The organism is Thioalkalivibrio sp. ALE19, assembly GCF_000428605.1.
GTDB lineage: Bacteria > Pseudomonadota > Gammaproteobacteria > Ectothiorhodospirales > Ectothiorhodospiraceae > Thioalkalivibrio.
This window is the reverse complement of record NZ_AUAG01000028.1, coordinates 1-14,445: the sequence shown is the minus strand read 5'-3', so window position 1 is coordinate 14,445 and position 14,445 is coordinate 1. Positions and strand designations below refer to the sequence as shown.

Below are 14,445 nucleotides of genomic sequence, written 5' to 3'. Positions count from 1 at the left end.
TACGCGAGAGGTGTCCTATGAAGATCAAGGATCTGATTGATGAAGCCGAGGCACTCCCGGTTGAGGAGCGTGCGCTGGTGGTCGATTCGCTTATGCGCAGTCTCAATTCCCCCGAATCCCGGATCGATGAAAAATGGGCTTCGGTGGCGCAGGAGCGATTGAAGGGGTTTCGTTCCGGTGATGTGGAGGCCGTTCCCGGAGAAGAAGTGTTCGCGAAGATCCGGGGCGAGCAACCTCAATGAGCTTCCGCGATCGTTTCGCTTGCTTCTTCGGTCTGGTGACGCTCGAGACTGACCCCGAAACGCGCGATCCTCTGGCACCGATGGGGGGCGATCGGGTCCGGGCGCTGCCCCTGCTCGATCAGGCGATCGTCTGGAAGCAGTAGATATGCAGGCACTGGTGTTCTGGTGCTATTGTGTAGCAATGGAAAAGCCGGGAATACACCATGGCGCGACTGACCATTTCTCTCGATGATCAGGTTCATCAGGCATTGAAGGAGGCAGCGGCCCGACAGCGCCGCTCGATCGCCTCGATTGTGGAAGAGAGCCTGGTCTACCGGGGAATCAAGACCCATGTGGATGCCCGCGGCCTTGTTGATGCCGCTCGAAAGAAGGCGGGGCTCAGCGAAGAAGACGCTCTGGCCATTGCCGTTGATGAGACACGGAAAACCCGTCAACGGTGAACAACCGTACGTATATCGTCGACACCAATGTGGTGGTGGCCGGGCTCCTTTCGGCCGACGCCGAGTCACCGGTATGTCACATCCTCGACGACATGCTCGACGCGAGACTGCCGTTCCTGCTCTCTCCCGACCTTCTGGGGGAGTATCGTCGCGTCCTGCTGCGCCCCCGCCTGACCAGGCTCCACGGGCTGGAAGCCGGGACGATTGACGATCTGCTCGTCCACCTGACCGCGAATGCCATCTGGCGTGAACCGCCACCTTCTCCGTGCGCGGCACCGGATCCGGGAGATGCCCACCTCTGGGCGCTTCTGCATCTCCAGCCGCACACTGTTCTGATCACAGGTGACCGGTTGCTGCTGGACGATCCGCCAGCAGAGGGCAAGGTCATCACCGCCGGTGACTATGTCTCCATCGGCTGAATTCCAGCCCCACCCTTCGGCCCCGCTGTCAGTCGATGCTGGCGGGGCGGGCGGCGAGGCGGCCGGACTGGTAGTCGGAGATGGCCTGCTGGATCTCGGTGTCGGTGTTCATCACGAACGGGCCGTAGTGGGCGATGGGTTCTTCCAGCGGACGGCCCTTGAACAGCAGGACGCGGCTGTCCTGGCGGGCGATCAGATGGATCATGGTGTGGCCGTGCCAGACGCCCAGTTCGCCGGCGTTCAGGCCGGTGAGCGCGCCCTCGAAGACGTAGCCCAGCACGCGCTCGTCCAGCTGTACGGCCAGTGACAGGCGGTAACCGGCCGGCAGGGTGAGATCCGCCATGCCCGCGCCTTCGCCGATCTGGCCCAGCGGGCCCTCGGTGTCGCCGGCGCTGGTCTGCCAGGAGCCGGCCACGGCCTTGAAGTCCAGCGGGGCGTCTTCCTCCGGCAGGTGGCGCATGGCGTCGGTGCCGACGTCGCGATAGCGCGGGGGTTCCATCTTGCGCGCGGCCGGCAGGTTCACCCACAGCTGGAAGCCGTGCAGCCCTTCCGGCTCGGCATGCAGGGTCTCGGAATGGATCACGCCGCGGCCGGCGCTCATCCATTGCGCGCCGCCGGCCTGCACCTGTCCTTCGTTGCCCATGGAATCGCGATGGCTGACGCCGCCGCGCACCAGATAGGTGAGGGTCTCGAAGCCGCGATGCGGATGGTCGGGAAAGCCGCCCACGTCTTCGTCGCCGGGGGCGGTCTTCAGCTCGTCCAGCATCAGGAACGGGTCGAGGCCGCCGCCGAAGTCATGGATGCGGCGGATCTTCACGCCCGCGCCGTCCTGCGTCGGGTGCGAGTGGCGGATGCTGTCCGGTGGCGTGGGGTTCATGGCGTTCTCCTTCGCGTCGAGTCTGCACCATACCGACCGCAAAACGAAAAGAAAATTGCATGGTCCGATCCGGCGCGATATTGCCGGTCAGGGGAGCTGCCACGCGTCGGCGAAGGCCTCCAGGCTCTCGATGAAGTCGGGCTCGTGTTCGCGCCGATGCATGGTCAGGTGCAGCACGATGGCCGATTCGTCGGGCGGGTGGCCGGTGGTCAGGGTCCAGGCCACGCCGTTGGGGCAGTCCGGCAGGCTGAAGCGCACGCCGCCGTGGATGAGCTCGCGGTTCACGCGGAACTCGCCCCACAGGCAATAGATGACACCCTGATCGGCCCCCCGATCCTCGACCAGGTTGTCGATCAGGTCGCAGGCGGCGGGAAGGTCCGGAACCGTCAGGCGTCGCTGCAGACTGTCCGGGTCGGTCGTCTGGTCGAGGATGCGGTGAAACTCCATGGGCTACTCCACGCGGGGCAGGAATACCGGGTGGCCGTCCACCTCGCCGACGCTGAGGGCCTGGTTGTACAGCCGTTCCAGGGCGGCGGGCACCAGCATGGTGCGGGTGGGGCCCCAGCAGGCGCCGCCGTCGGGGAACATCAGCAGGAGGTGGTCGCAGAAGCGGGCGGCCAGATTGACGTCGTGCAGGGCCATCACCGCAGCGCGGCGTTCACCGCCGGCGATTTCGCGCACGCGCTGCAGGACGCTGACCTGGTGGTGCAAGTCGAGCTGGCTGGTGGGTTCGTCCAGCAGCAGGACCTGCGGGTCCTGGGTCAGTACGGTGGCGAGGGCCAGACGCTGGCGTTCGCCGCCGGAGAGGGTATCCACCTGCCGGCCCTCCATGCCGTCGAGATCCACGGTGGCCAGCGCGGCGCGGGCGGCGTCGACGTCCTCGCGGGTCTCGATGTCCCAGGGGCGCAGGTACGGGTGGCGGCCGATCAGCGCGGTTTCGAGGACGGTGGCAGGGAAGCCGTCGTGGTGGTTCTGGAACACCAGGCCCAGGCGTCGCGCCAGATCCGGCCGCGACAGGCTGCCCAGGGGCTGCCCGGTCAGTTCGATCCCGCCGGCGCGCGGGGGGCGCAGGCGGGCAAGGGTGTGCAGCAGCGTGCTCTTGCCGGCGCCATTGGGCCCGAGGATGCCCCAGCACTGGCCGGGATTCACGGTCAGGTGCAGCGGCGAGGAGTCGGCCCGTTCGGGGATGTCGATCACCAGATCGCGGGTGGCCAGCAGGGTGTCCGCCGTGGGGGCCTCGTGCACGCTGAGGGCCGCGGCGGAGACATGGGCGTGGGCGTCGCTGCGGGTGTCGGCGCGGCTCATCTCAGCGGCTCCGGTACAGCAGGAACAGGAACACCGGCACGCCCAGCATTGCGGTGATCACGCCCACTGGCAACTGCTCCGGGGCGATGATGGTGCGCGCGAGGGTATCGGCCAGGGTCAGCAGGATGCCACCGGCCAGCGCCGAGGCGGGCAGGATGACGCGCTGGTCGTTGCCGAAGACCAACCGCAGCATGTGCGGCACGATCAGGCCGACGAAGCCCACTGCGCCCACCTGGGTGACCGCGGTCGCGGTGATCAGCGACGCGGCGATGTAGATCGACCATTCCACTGGCCGCACCGACACGCCCAGGGCGGCGGCCTGCATCGGGCCGCGCGCGAGGACGTTCAGGGTGCGGCCCAGCGGCATGGCCGCCAGCACCACGAACACCAGCACGCCCCAGGCCGGGCCCGGATGGCGGGCATGCGAGACGTCGCCCATCAGCCAGTAGAGCATGCCCGGCAGCTCCGCGGTGGGGCTGACGGCCAGCAGGAAGCTGATCAGCGCGCCCCAGCCGGCGGCCACCACCACCCCGGTCAGGAGCAGGCGGGTGGCGGTCCAGGATCCGGTGCCATGTGCCAGGCCGAACACGATGAGCGTGGACAGCATGGCCCCGGCAAACGCGGCCGCCGACACCGAGAACATCGACAGCCCGGCGAGCATGGCCAGCAGTGCGCCCACCGAGGCGCCGCCGGAGAGACCCAGCACGTAGGGGTCGGCCAGCGGATTGCGCAGCAGCACCTGCATCAGCGCGCCGGCCACGCCCAGCAGCCCGCCCGCGGCGAACGCGGCCAGCGCGCGTGGCAGGCGCAGCTCGGTGATCAGCGTGGCGTGCAGCGCCGAGGCCTCGCCGGTGAGCACCCGCGGGAGCTCGCCGAGCGGGATGGCCACGCTGCCCCAGGCCAGGGCCACCACCAGCGACAGCAGCGAGGCGGGCAGCAGCACGCCCGCCGCCAGCAGGAAGGATCGGGTCACGGGAGCTTACGGCGATTCGGGACGCCGGTCGCGGGCGGTCTGCAGGTCCTCGCACATGAGGGCGGTGCCCTCGGCGATGCGCGGGGTGTGGCGCTGCAGCAGCGACGGCGGCAGGAAGAACAGGTTGTCGCGGCGCACCGCGAGCATGTTGTCCCACTCGCGCCAGGCCTCGACCCAGGCGGGGTTGTCCTCGCCCATGCCGCCACCGATGATGACCTCGGGGTCGGCGTGGATCACCGCTTCGCGGTCCATGCGGGGTACCAGGCGGTCGAGGTGGCCGAACACGTTCTCGCCGCCGCAGACCTCGATGGCCTCGGCGATCAGATGTTCGTTGTTCACCGTCATCAGTGGCTGGTCCCAGACCTGATAGAACAGCGGGACCGGGTCGCGATCCGCGTATTTCTGACGCAGCGCCTTGATCCCGTCGAGAAAGCGTTCCGCCTCGGCGCGGCCCTGATCGCCCGTTCCGGCCAGTTCGGCCATGCGCTCCATGCTGGAAGCCACGCCGTCGAACCCGCGCGGTTCGGAGGTGTAGACGGTCAGGCCCAGTTCGCGCAGGCGTTCGATGTGCGAGCGCGAGTTGCCGCTGTCCCAGGCCACCACCAGGTCGGGTTCCTTGGCGAGGATGCGTTCCAGGTCGAGACTGGTGTAGCCCCCGACCCGGGGGATGTCCGCGGCCTGTTCCGGGTAATCGCTGTGGTCGGTCGCGCCGATCACGCGGTCGCCGGCGCCGATCGCGAACAGTACCTCGGTGATGTGCGGGGCCAGGCTCACGATCCGCTCGGCCGGGGCGTCCAGCCGGACTTCCCGATCCGTGTCGTCGATCACGGAAATCGAGTCGTTGTCGGCGGCGTGGCCGGACGGGCTCAGCAGCAGGGCACTCGCCGCGAGCAGGGCCGGCAACAGGTTCGAACGATATGACATGCGCAGTGGTTCCTGGATTTCCGATTCCGGGGGCTGGCGCGGACGGTGCTTCTGCGGCAGCAAGCCGCAACCGGCGGTATGCCGCGCCTGCAAGGACGCAACATCATAACAGGAGTGTCACGGCCCCCGCGGGAGAGCCCGCCCGCGGCAGGGCCGTGTGTGACCGGGTGCACTGGAGAGGGCGGGTGCGAACGCGTATCATCCTGCCTTCCCGTCCGGCCATGCGCCGGATCCTCGCGACACCCTTGCACCCATCTCGCCCGCTGCCGGGAGACGCCTTCGCATGTCCCGCAACACCCCGTCATCCGCCGAACCTTCCAGCCCTTTCCCGGCCGCCCCGGAGTCGGGTTTTCCGCCGGAAGAAGCCGCCGCGGTCTACCGCGCGATCAACGAGCGCCGCGACATGCGGCATTTCCGTGCCGGCACCGTGGTGGACCCGGAGGTGCTGGGGCGCCTGCTGGAGGCGGCGCATCGTGCCCCCAGCGTCGGCTACATGCAGCCCTGGCGCTTCGTAAGGGTGGCCGATCCGGCGCTGCGCGAACGCATCCACGGCCATGTGGCCGCCGAACACGAGCGCACCGCCGAAGCCTGCGGCGAGCGCGGTGCCGAGGTCCAGCGGCTGAAGCTGGAGGGCATCCGCGACGCCGGGGAGATCCTGGTGGTCGCCCTGACCGACGGGCGCGAACGCTATGTGCTGGGCCGGCGCACCCTGCCGGAGATGGACCTGTGCTCGGCCGCCTGCGCGATCCAGAACCTGTGGCTGGCGGCGCGCGCCGAGGGCCTGGGCATGGGCTGGGTGTCGCTGTTCGAGCCGGAATGGCTGGCGCGCACCCTGGAGATGCCGGAGGGGGCGCACCCGATCGCGATCCTGTGCCTGGGCGAGGTGGAGGCGTTCTACGACGAGCCGATGCTGCAGACCGAGGGCTGGGACACCCGGCGTCCGCTGGAAGAACTGGTGTTCGAGGACCGCTGGGGGCAATCGGCTTCGACGCCCGTGTCCCATTCGCAGGACGACCCCCCGCAGGACGCATCCCGGGACGTTTCCCGAAACAGGAGTGTCTCATGACCGCCTTTCTCGTCCTGCTGGGCGCGCTGACCCTGGACCGGCTGTTCGGCGACCCCCGGCGCTTCCATCCGCTGGCCGGCTTCGGCCGCCTCGCGCAGGGGCTGGAACGGCGCTTCCACGCGGACAGCCGGCTGCGCGGGGCCCTGTTGCTGATGGTGCTGGTGCTGCCCTGGGTGGTGCTGGCGGCCTGGGCGGCCAGCCTCGCCTGGGGCTGGATCGTCAGCCTGCTGGTACTGGTGCTGGCACTGGGCTGGCGCTCGCTGGACGAACACGCCGAGCGGGTGGCGGTGGCGCTGGAGCAGGACGACCTTGAAGGCGCGCGCGCCGGAACCGGCATGCTGGTGTCGCGCGCGACCGACGAGATGGATGCCGACGGGGTCAGCCGCGCGACCGTGGAATCGGTGCTGGAGAACGGCAACGACGCCCTGTTCGCCACGGTGTTCTGGTTCCTGGTGGCCGGCGCGCCGGGGGTGGTTGCGTATCGGCTGGTGAACACCCTAGACGCGATGTGGGGCTATCGCACGCCGCGCCACCGCGATTTCGGCTGGGCCGCCGCGCGCCTGGACGACGTGCTCAACTACATCCCGGCGCGCCTGACCGCGCTGGCCTATGCCGCCGCCGGGCGCATGGGCAGCGCGCTGCGCTGCTGGCGCGAACAGGCCGCCGCGTGGAAGAGCCCCAACGCCGGGCCGGTGATGGCCGCCGGCGCGGGCGCGCTGGGCCTGCGCCTGGGTGGCTATGCGTATTACCACGGCCGGCGCGAATGGCGTCCGGTGCTGGGGCAGGCCGCGGAGGCCACCAGCGACAAAGATGAGGGGGCGGCCGGGGCCGCACGCATCCGCCGGGCGATGGCGCTGGTGGACCGCGCGCTGGCACTGTGGATGGCGGTGGTCGTGATCGGGGTGTCGTTCGTTGTCCTCGCCTGACGTCCGGTCCGGATCCCGGGACGGCGGGACGCCGGAGTCGCGCCATGGCGGGGGCGTTCGCGCGGCGGCCCGGCGCTGGGGGCATCCGGTCGAGGACTGGCTGGACCTGTCCACCGGCATCAACCCGCGGGGCTGGCCAGTGCCGCCGCTGCCGCCGCAGGCCTGGACGCGGCTGCCGGAGGCCGATGACGGGCTGGAGGCGGCGGCCGCCGCGTATTACGGCAGCAATGCCCTGCTGCCGCTGCCCGGGTCCCAGGCCGCGATCCAGGCCCTGCCGGTGCTGTGGGGCGAGGGTACCGGCCGCGAGCAGGCCCGCGTCGGCGTGCTGCACCCCGGCTACAACGAGCACGCCCGCGCCTGGAGCGCCTGCGGCCACGCCGTGCAGCCGGTGGAGCCGGAGGCCGGCGCCATCGAGGCCGTGCTGGACGCGCTCGACGTGCTGGTGCTGATCCACCCCAACAACCCCACTGGCACGCGCTTCGAGCCCGCGCAGCTGCGCGAGTGGCATGCGCGGCTGGCGCGGCGCGGCGGCTGGCTGGTGGTGGACGAGGCGTTCGTCGACAGCGAGCCACAGCTGAGCCTGGTGCCGGAGGGTCCGCGTGACGGGCTGGTGGTGCTGCGCTCGCTGGGCAAGTTCTTCGGCCTGGCCGGGGCCCGGGTCGGGTTCGTGTTCGCGCCGGAAGCGCTGCGCCGGGTGCTGAGCGCGCGCCTGGGGCCGTGGAGCGTGCCCGGGCCGTCGCGGCAGGTCGCGGCCGGGGCGCTGGCGGATCATGGCTGGCAGTCGGCGCGGCGCATGCAGCTGGCGGGCGAGGGCGAACGCCTGGCCGGCCTGCTGCGCGCGCACGGACTCGCCCCGGATGGCGGCACCGCGCTGTTCCAGTGGGTGCGCAGCGCACGCGCCGAAGAGATCCAGGACCGGCTGGCGCGGGCGGCGATCCTGGTGCGGCGCTTCGACGAGCCGGCCAGCCTGCGCTTCGGTCTGCCCGGTGACGAGGCCGGCTGGCGGCGCCTGGAGGCCGCGCTTTCGGAGCTGAGTGATGACTGATACCGGCGGCACGCTGATGGTCCAGGGCACCACCTCGGATGCCGGCAAGAGCGTGCTGGTGGCCGGGCTGGGGCGCGTGTTGCGCCGGCGCGGTATCGCGGTGGCGCCGTTCAAGCCGCAGAACATGGCGCTCAACAGCGCGGTGACCGCGCAGGGCGGCGAGATCGGGCGGGCCCAGGCCCTGCAGGCCGCGGCCTGCGGGCTGCAGCCGCATACCGACTTCAACCCGGTGTTGCTCAAGCCCTCCAGCGATCGCGGTGCGCAGGTGATCGTCAACGGCCGCGCGGTGGAGGAGCTGGACGCGCGCGCCTACCATGACTACAAGCCGGTGGCGCGCGAGGCGGTGCTGGCGGCGCACGGGCGTCTGGTGGCGCAATATGCCGCGGTGCTGGTGGAAGGGGCCGGCTCGCCCGCGGAGATCAACCTGCGCGCGGGTGACATCGCCAACATGGGGTTCGCCGAGGCGGTGGACTGTCCGGTGATCCTGGTCGCGGACATCGACCGCGGCGGGGTGTTCGCGCATCTGGTGGGCACGCTGGCGCTGCTGGCGGAAAGCGAACGGGCGCGGGTGGCCGGCTTCGTGATCAACCGCTTTCGCGGCGATCCGGCGCTGCTGCAGTCCGGGCTGGACTGGCTGGAGACCGAGACCGGCAAGCCGGTGCTGGGCGTGCTGCCGTATCTGTCCGGGCTGCAGCTGGATGCCGAGGACGCGCTGCTGCGCGAGGCGGCCCCGGCGAGTGACGCGTGGGCGAGCGGCGAGGGCGAGGCCCTGCAGGTGGTGGTGCCGGCGCTGCCGCGGATCTCCAACCATACGGATTTCGACCCGCTGCGCCTGCACCCCGGGGTGTCGCTGCGCTTCGCCGGGCCGGGGGAGCGGCTGCAGCCGGCGGATCTGGTGCTCCTGCCGGGGTCCAAGGCGGTGCGCGACGACCTGGCCTGGCTGCGCGAACAGGGCTTCGAACGCGAACTGATGCGCCACCTGCGCTACGGTGGCCGGGTGCTGGGGATCTGCGGCGGCTACCAGATGCTGGGGCGCGCGGTACACGACCCGGAAGGCGTCGAGGGCACCCCGGGCTCCTCGATCGGGCTGGGCCTGTTGGACGTGGAGACCACGCTGCGCCCGGCCAAGCAGCTGCGGCAGGTGACCGGCGAAGGCGTGATGGAGCGGGCGGCGCCGGTGCGCGGCTACGAGATCCACGCCGGGCACACCGCCGGGGCGGACTGCGAACGCCCGGTGCTGCAACTGTCCGCGGGGCCGGACGGCGCGCGGTCGACGGACGACGCAGTGGCCGGCACCTACGTGCACGGGGTGTTCGACGAGCCGGCCGCCGCCGGGGCATTGCTGGCCTGGGCCGGGCTGGACGCGGACGGCGCCGCCGTGGATCTGGACGCGCTGCGCGAGACGAGCCTGGAGCGTCTGGCCGACGCACTGGAGGAACACATGGACATCGACCGACTGCTGGACCTGCTGCACGTGCCACAAGGGGGCGCCCGGCCATGAGAACGTTGATCCTGGGCGGCGTGCGTTCGGGCAAGAGCCGCATGGCGGAGCAGCTGGCGCTGGGTTCCGGCCAGCCGGTGACCTACGTGGCCACCGCGCGCGCCGACGACGACGAGATGCTGCGGCGGGTGGAACAGCACCGCCGCCGCCGTCCGGCCGGCTGGGACCTGATCGAGGCCGGCGACGATCTGGCCGTGCGGCTGCAGGAGGCCGCGGCGCCGGATCGCTGCCTGCTGATCGACTGCCTGACCCTGTGGCTCACGCAGCTGCTGTGCACCGAAGACGAGGCGCACATCGAGCGCGAGCGCGAGGCACTGATCGCCACGCTGCCGACCCTGCCGGGTACCATTATCGCGGTGAGCAACGAGACCGGGCTGGGGATCGTGCCGCTGGATGCGCTGTCGCGGCGCTTCGCCGACGAGGCCGGCGCGCTGCACCAGCGCCTGGCCGCCGATCTCGACCGCGTGGTGCTGACCGTGGCCGGGCTGCCGCACGTGCTCAAGGGTCCGGTGGTGAACGCCTGATGCCCGAATCGACCCGCGAGGAACGCGCGTGACCGAAGACTGTGACTGGCTGAACGTCCCTGCCGCGCCCCTGGATGCCGGGGCGACCGCGCGTGCCCGCGCCCGACAGGAACGCCTGACCAAGCCGCCGGGCTCGCTGGGTCGCCTGGAGCCCCTGGCCGAGCGCCTGGCGGGGCTGCAGGGCCGCGAGTGCCCGCACCCGCCGCAGCCGTGGATCACCGTGTTCGCCGGCGACCATGGCGTGGTCGCCGAGGGCATCTCGCGCTTTCCGCAGGCCGTGACCGGGCAGATGGTTGCCAACTTCGCCGCCGGCGGGGCGGCCATCGCCGTGCTCGCGCGCAGCCTGGACGCGGGGCTGGAGATCATCGACCTGGGCACGCTGCCCGGCGGTCCCGAGCCCGAGGGCGTGATTCGCGCCGGCCTGGGCCCGGGCACTGCCAATTTCGCGCGCGAGCCGGCGATGACCCCGGCGCAGCTGGAGCGCGCGCTGAACACCGGACGCCAGGCGGCCGAACGGGCGCGCCAGGGCGAGGCGGGGCTGTTCATCGGCGGCGAGATGGGCATCGGCAACACCACCTCGGCGGCGGCCGTAGCCTGCGGTGTGCTGGGGGCCTCGCCGGACGCGCTGGCGGGCCCGGGCACCGGGCTGGACCCGGCCGGGGTGCGGCACAAGGCCGAGGTGATCGAACGCGCACTGGCCCTGCACGCCGAGGCCGGGGATTCGGCGCTGGAGTGGTTGCGCCGGGTCGGCGGCTTCGAGATCGCCGGGCTGACCGGTGCGTTCCTGGCCAGCGCGCAGATCGGTCAGCCGGTGCTGGTGGACGGTTTCATCGCCAGCACCGCGGCACTGGTGGCGACGCGGCTGTGCCCGGGGGCGGGGGACTGGTTCTTCTACGCCCACCGCTCCGCCGAGCCCGGGCACGACCGCGTGCTGGAGGCGCTGGGCGCGCAGCCGCTGCTGGATCTGGGCATGCGCCTGGGTGAGGGCAGTGGCGCGGCGACCGCGGTGCCGCTGCTGCGCATGGCCTGCGAGCTGCACGCCGGCATGGCGACTTTTGATGAGGCCGGGGTGGCGGACGACGAGTCCGGAGCGGGCGCGTGAGTACGGGGGCGTCCGCCGGCGACGGGGCGCGGGTCGGGCTGCTGCGCCACGGCGAGACCACCGGCGAGGGCTTCTGCGGCGCCGGCAGCGACGTGCCGCTGACCGCGCGCGGCCAGGCGGCGATGGAGGGCGAGCTGGCACGCCGGCGCCCGCCGGGCCTGGCCTCCGACGAACCGGCCTGGGATCGCATCGTGACCTCGCCGCTGCAGCGCTGTCAGGGACCGGCCTCGGCCTGGGCCGAGCGCTGGGACGTGCCGCTGGTGGTGGAACCCCGCCTGAAAGAGCTGCACTTCGGCGCCTGGGAGGGCCGCAGCGCCGCCGCGCTGATGGAGACCGAGGCCGACGCGCTGGGCCGCTTCTGGGAGGATCCGGAAGGCTGTCCGCCGCCGGAAGGCGAGGCGCTGAGCGTGTTCCGCGAGCGCGTGCTGGCCGGCTGGCGCGAGAGCGTGGCCACGCCCGGCACCGCGCGCACGCTGGTGGTGACCCACGGCGGCGTCATCCGCGTGCTGCGCGCGCACTTCGAGGGCATCCCGCTGGCCGAACTGCTGAACATCGAGGCCCCGCTGGCGGTGCTGCACTGGGTCGATCCCGCGCGGGTGCAGGCATGAGCCGGCCGGCCACGCTCGCCCCGCTGTGGCTGGCGCTGGTGTTCCTCACCCGGGTGCCACTGCCGGCACGCCTGCTGCCGGAGGCCCCGCGCCCGGAAGATGTCGGACGCTCGCTGCTGTTCTACCCGCTGGTGGGGCTGGTGCTGGGCCTGCTGCTGGTCGCCGTGGGCATGCTGCTGGCACTGCTGCCGGGCGCCGATCCGCTGCTGCTGGCCGCGCTGGTACTAGCCGGCTGGGTGGCGGTGACCGGCGCGCTGCATCTGGACGGGCTGGCCGACACGGTGGATGCCCGCGTGGGCAGCCATGGCGACCCCGAACGCGCCCGCACCATCATGAAGGATCCGACCTCCGGCCCGATCGCGGTGGCCACCGTGATGCTGGTGCTGCTGGTCAAGTTCGCCGCGCTGGTGCCGCTGGTGGCCGCCGCGCAGTGGCTGGCGCTGGTGATCGCCGTGGTCCTCGGCCGCGCCGCGCTGGTGCTGCTGTTCCGTCTCGCGGATTACCTCAATCCCGCCGGCCTGGGCGCCGACATGGCGGCGCACCTGCCCGAACGGCCTGCGGCCGGAGTACTGTTGGCCACCGCCATCGCCGTGGTCATCCTCGGCGTGGCCGGCGGCCTGCCCGGCGCCATCATCGCCCTGATCGCCGCCGGCGCCACCGTGGCCGCCCTGGCCGCGTTCTTCCGCCGCTGGCTCGGCGGCTTCACCGGCGATCCCGCCGGTGCCACCCTGGAGATCGTCGAGACCGTGGCCCTGGTGGTGATGGCCCTGACCCTCACCGCGTAGGGCCTCGCAGGCGGCCAGCCTCTGGCCGATTACAGCGGCCATCCCCCGGGCCCGATCGGCCGGAGGGCCGGCCTCTTGCCGGGGGGCACGGGTTCAACCGTAGGAGGCCAGCCCCCTGGCCGATTCGGCATTGCCCGACCGGGCGCGGGCATCCCTTCATCCGGGACAAAAATCATCCGGATCCCTAAAGCCTTAGCCCGAACGGTCGTTAAGGGAATCGAAGGCGGCATGACGCCGCAGAAGGATTGCCTCAGCCGGCCCCGCCGGCACCCTAGTTCCGGAGGAAACAACCATGTCCCAGGTCATCAACACCAACGTGATGTCGCTGAATGCCCAGCGCAACCTGAACGAGTCGCAGGGCGCGCTTTCGCAGTCGCTGGAGCGTCTGTCGTCGGGGCTTCGCATCAACAGTGCGAAGGACGACGCGGCGGGTCTGGCGATCTCGGAGCGTTTCACCAGCCAGATCAACGGCCTCAACCAGGCGGTACGCAACTCGAACGACGGCATCTCGCTGGCGCAGACCGCCGAGGGTGCGCTGGATACGGTCAGCGATGCCCTGCAGCGGGCTCGCGAGCTGTCCGTACAGGCGGCGAACGACTCCAACTCGGCGTCGGACCGTCAGGCGCTGAATGACGAGGTCCAGCAGCTGATGGACGAGGTGGGCCGGATCGCGAACAACACCGAGTTCAATGGCCAGCGAATCCTCGATGGCAGCGCCGAGGAGCTGTTCTTCCAGGTGGGTGCCAACCAGGGCCAGATGATCTCGGTTACCGAGGTGGACGCGCGCACCACCCAGCTGGGTTCTCAGGAGGTGGTCGGCAGCGGGGTCTACAGCTCGTCGGAGCTGGAGGACTTCGATTTTGATGAGATGGAAAACATCGAGATTGAAGTCTATGCGCCGGGGGCTGATCCCGACAATGGCGATGATCCGGTCGGTACCGTGACGGTGGATTTCGACGAAATTGACGGGGTGGAGTCTCTGGATGACGTGGTGCGCGCGATCAATTCTACGCTTGCGGAAGGCGTAGATGACGTGATGGATAACGGTAACGTTGATGAAGAAGCTACTGCGGCGGCGAACGAGGCCTTGCAGGCTGCTGACATCCAGGCATCGATCCGGGTCGACGATGACGGCAACCAGGGCATTGCATTGACCGGCGCATTCAACTCGCCGTTCGAGGTTTCGCAGAATGAAGATGATGGGGAGGCTGCCGACAATGCCTTTTTCGGTGACGAGGAACCTTCCGAACCCATCGACCTGACGGATATCGACGTCACCTCGCGTGATTCTGCTACCGAGGCGATTGGTGCTCTGGATGGCGCGCTGACCCAGATCAGTTCGCTGCGCTCCGAGCTGGGTGCGGTACAGACCCGCTTCGAGAGCACGATCTCCAACCTGGAGATCGGTTCGGAGAACCTGTCGGATGCGCGTTCGCGGATCATGGACGCGGACTTTGCGGCGGAGACGGCGGAGTTGACCCGCGCCGAGGTGCTGCAGCAGGCCGGCACCTCGGTGCTCGGCCAGGCCAATGCGGTGCCGCAGAACGTGCTGGGTCTGCTGCAGTAACAAGGAGGTTTCCTCCGGGCCCGTGCCGCGGGCCATCCCAGGGCCCGCCCCGAGTGATCGGGGCGGGCCTTTTTTGTGGTGGGGGAGATCGTGAAGGCCGGTGGTTTGGGCGGGTGCGGGTTTCGCGCGCGAGCGCGCTCC

18 protein-coding genes are annotated in these 14,445 nt (G+C 70.6%); 13 read left to right on the top strand and 5 right to left on the bottom strand.

Annotation, left to right across the window (positions count from 1 at the left end; all coding sequences use genetic code 11):
- Window positions 1-17: 17 nt before the first annotated feature.
- Genes F787_RS0111450 through F787_RS0111435 form a run of 4 tightly spaced genes read left to right on the top strand, consistent with a single transcriptional unit; the run spans window position 18 to window position 1,101 of the window.
- On the top strand, window positions 18-242 hold the full coding sequence (locus F787_RS0111450; protein WP_028492264.1) for an addiction module protein: 225 nt from the start codon (window positions 18-20) through the stop codon (window positions 240-242).
- Window positions 239-385, top strand: a complete 147-nt coding sequence (locus F787_RS16800; RefSeq protein WP_018870703.1) for a hypothetical protein — start codon at window positions 239-241, stop codon at window positions 383-385. The genes F787_RS0111450 and F787_RS16800 overlap by 4 nt, the downstream gene beginning before the upstream one ends.
- Window positions 386-445: 60 nt before the next feature.
- Window positions 446-682 (top strand): hypothetical protein, encoded by a 237-nt coding sequence (locus tag F787_RS0111440; protein WP_018870702.1) that lies wholly within the window; start codon window positions 446-448, stop codon window positions 680-682.
- Window positions 679-1,101, top strand: coding sequence for a putative toxin-antitoxin system toxin component, PIN family (locus tag F787_RS0111435; protein ID WP_018870701.1), 423 nt, complete (start codon window positions 679-681; stop codon window positions 1,099-1,101). The genes F787_RS0111440 and F787_RS0111435 overlap by 4 nt, the downstream gene beginning before the upstream one ends.
- A gap of 28 nt (window positions 1,102-1,129) precedes the next feature.
- Here the strand turns inward: F787_RS0111435 and F787_RS0111430 are convergent, their stop codons facing one another.
- The 5 genes from F787_RS0111430 to F787_RS0111410 form a co-directional block, all read right to left on the bottom strand.
- A complete protein-coding gene (locus F787_RS0111430) occupies window positions 1,130-1,978 on the bottom strand; it encodes a pirin family protein (RefSeq protein ID WP_028492263.1) in 849 nt (282 codons plus the stop codon).
- 87 nt (window positions 1,979-2,065) lie between these two features.
- Window positions 2,066-2,425 (bottom strand): hypothetical protein, encoded by a 360-nt coding sequence (locus tag F787_RS0111425; protein WP_019590306.1) that lies wholly within the window; start codon window positions 2,423-2,425, stop codon window positions 2,066-2,068.
- 3 nt (window positions 2,426-2,428) lie between these two features.
- A complete protein-coding gene (locus F787_RS0111420) occupies window positions 2,429-3,283 on the bottom strand; it encodes an ABC transporter ATP-binding protein (protein ID WP_019570675.1) in 855 nt (284 codons plus the stop codon).
- A gap of 1 nt (window position 3,284) precedes the next feature.
- Window positions 3,285-4,256, bottom strand: a complete 972-nt coding sequence (locus F787_RS0111415; RefSeq protein WP_018947826.1) for an iron ABC transporter permease — start codon at window positions 4,254-4,256, stop codon at window positions 3,285-3,287.
- 6 nt (window positions 4,257-4,262) lie between these two features.
- Window positions 4,263-5,180 (bottom strand): cobalamin-binding protein, encoded by a 918-nt coding sequence (locus F787_RS0111410; protein ID WP_028492262.1) that lies wholly within the window; start codon window positions 5,178-5,180, stop codon window positions 4,263-4,265.
- 283 nt (window positions 5,181-5,463) lie between these two features.
- Here F787_RS0111410 and bluB point away from each other — a divergent pair, with 283 nt between their 5' ends.
- From bluB to F787_RS0111365, 9 genes are all read left to right on the top strand, one after another.
- A complete protein-coding gene (gene bluB, locus F787_RS0111405) occupies window positions 5,464-6,246 on the top strand; it encodes a 5,6-dimethylbenzimidazole synthase (RefSeq protein ID WP_028492261.1) in 783 nt (260 codons plus the stop codon).
- Window positions 6,243-7,172 carry an adenosylcobinamide-phosphate synthase CbiB gene (gene cbiB / locus F787_RS0111400; RefSeq protein WP_028492260.1) on the top strand — a complete coding sequence of 310 codons (930 nt, stop codon included), beginning with the start codon at window positions 6,243-6,245 and terminating at the stop codon, window positions 7,170-7,172. The genes bluB and cbiB overlap by 4 nt, the downstream gene beginning before the upstream one ends.
- Window positions 7,159-8,217, top strand: a complete 1,059-nt coding sequence (cobD, locus tag F787_RS0111395; RefSeq protein ID WP_028492259.1) for a threonine-phosphate decarboxylase CobD — start codon at window positions 7,159-7,161, stop codon at window positions 8,215-8,217. The genes cbiB and cobD overlap by 14 nt, the downstream gene beginning before the upstream one ends.
- Window positions 8,210-9,718 (top strand): cobyric acid synthase, encoded by a 1,509-nt coding sequence (locus F787_RS0111390; protein ID WP_028492258.1) that lies wholly within the window; start codon window positions 8,210-8,212, stop codon window positions 9,716-9,718. The genes cobD and F787_RS0111390 overlap by 8 nt, the downstream gene beginning before the upstream one ends.
- Window positions 9,715-10,242, top strand: a complete 528-nt coding sequence (cobU, locus tag F787_RS0111385) for a bifunctional adenosylcobinamide kinase/adenosylcobinamide-phosphate guanylyltransferase (protein ID WP_018870691.1) — start codon at window positions 9,715-9,717, stop codon at window positions 10,240-10,242. The genes F787_RS0111390 and cobU overlap by 4 nt, the downstream gene beginning before the upstream one ends.
- Window positions 10,243-10,270: 28 nt before the next feature.
- Entirely contained in the window at window positions 10,271-11,344 is a 1,074-nt protein-coding gene (gene cobT, locus F787_RS0111380) for a nicotinate-nucleotide--dimethylbenzimidazole phosphoribosyltransferase (protein WP_028492257.1), read from the top strand.
- The gene (locus F787_RS0111375) at window positions 11,341-11,952 is read left to right on the top strand and encodes a histidine phosphatase family protein (protein ID WP_028492256.1); all 612 of its coding nucleotides are present in this window, start codon (window positions 11,341-11,343) and stop codon (window positions 11,950-11,952) included. The genes cobT and F787_RS0111375 overlap by 4 nt, the downstream gene beginning before the upstream one ends.
- Window positions 11,949-12,737: an adenosylcobinamide-GDP ribazoletransferase gene (gene cobS / locus F787_RS0111370; RefSeq protein ID WP_028492255.1), complete on the top strand. Its 789-nt coding sequence runs from the start codon at window positions 11,949-11,951 to the stop codon at window positions 12,735-12,737. The genes F787_RS0111375 and cobS overlap by 4 nt, the downstream gene beginning before the upstream one ends.
- 292 nt (window positions 12,738-13,029) lie before the next feature.
- Window positions 13,030-14,304: a flagellin gene (locus F787_RS0111365; RefSeq protein WP_028492254.1), complete on the top strand. Its 1,275-nt coding sequence runs from the start codon at window positions 13,030-13,032 to the stop codon at window positions 14,302-14,304.
- Window positions 14,305-14,445 lie beyond the last annotated feature (141 nt).

What these genes read in the sequence shown, in the direction of transcription:
- F787_RS0111365 (WP_028492254.1), top strand. Translation starts at nt 13,030, where the DNA reads ATGTCCCAGGTCATCAACACCAACGTGATGTCGCTGAATGCCCAGCGC.
- cobU (WP_018870691.1), top strand. Translation starts at nt 9,715, where the DNA reads ATGAGAACGTTGATCCTGGGCGGCGTGCGTTCGGGCAAGAGCCGCATG.
- F787_RS0111425 (WP_019590306.1), bottom strand. Translation starts at nt 2,425, where the DNA reads ATGGAGTTTCACCGCATCCTCGACCAGACGACCGACCCGGACAGTCTG.
- F787_RS0111450 (WP_028492264.1), top strand. Translation starts at nt 18, where the DNA reads ATGAAGATCAAGGATCTGATTGATGAAGCCGAGGCACTCCCGGTTGAG.
- F787_RS0111390 (WP_028492258.1), top strand. Translation starts at nt 8,210, where the DNA reads ATGACTGATACCGGCGGCACGCTGATGGTCCAGGGCACCACCTCGGAT.
- F787_RS0111440 (WP_018870702.1), top strand. Translation starts at nt 446, where the DNA reads ATGGCGCGACTGACCATTTCTCTCGATGATCAGGTTCATCAGGCATTG.
- cbiB (WP_028492260.1), top strand. Translation starts at nt 6,243, where the DNA reads ATGACCGCCTTTCTCGTCCTGCTGGGCGCGCTGACCCTGGACCGGCTG.
- F787_RS0111410 (WP_028492262.1), bottom strand. Translation starts at nt 5,180, where the DNA reads ATGTCATATCGTTCGAACCTGTTGCCGGCCCTGCTCGCGGCGAGTGCC.
- F787_RS16800 (WP_018870703.1), top strand. Translation starts at nt 239, where the DNA reads ATGAGCTTCCGCGATCGTTTCGCTTGCTTCTTCGGTCTGGTGACGCTC.
- bluB (WP_028492261.1), top strand. Translation starts at nt 5,464, where the DNA reads ATGTCCCGCAACACCCCGTCATCCGCCGAACCTTCCAGCCCTTTCCCG.
- F787_RS0111430 (WP_028492263.1), bottom strand. Translation starts at nt 1,978, where the DNA reads ATGAACCCCACGCCACCGGACAGCATCCGCCACTCGCACCCGACGCAG.
- cobS (WP_028492255.1), top strand. Translation starts at nt 11,949, where the DNA reads ATGAGCCGGCCGGCCACGCTCGCCCCGCTGTGGCTGGCGCTGGTGTTC.
- F787_RS0111420 (WP_019570675.1), bottom strand. Translation starts at nt 3,283, where the DNA reads ATGAGCCGCGCCGACACCCGCAGCGACGCCCACGCCCATGTCTCCGCC.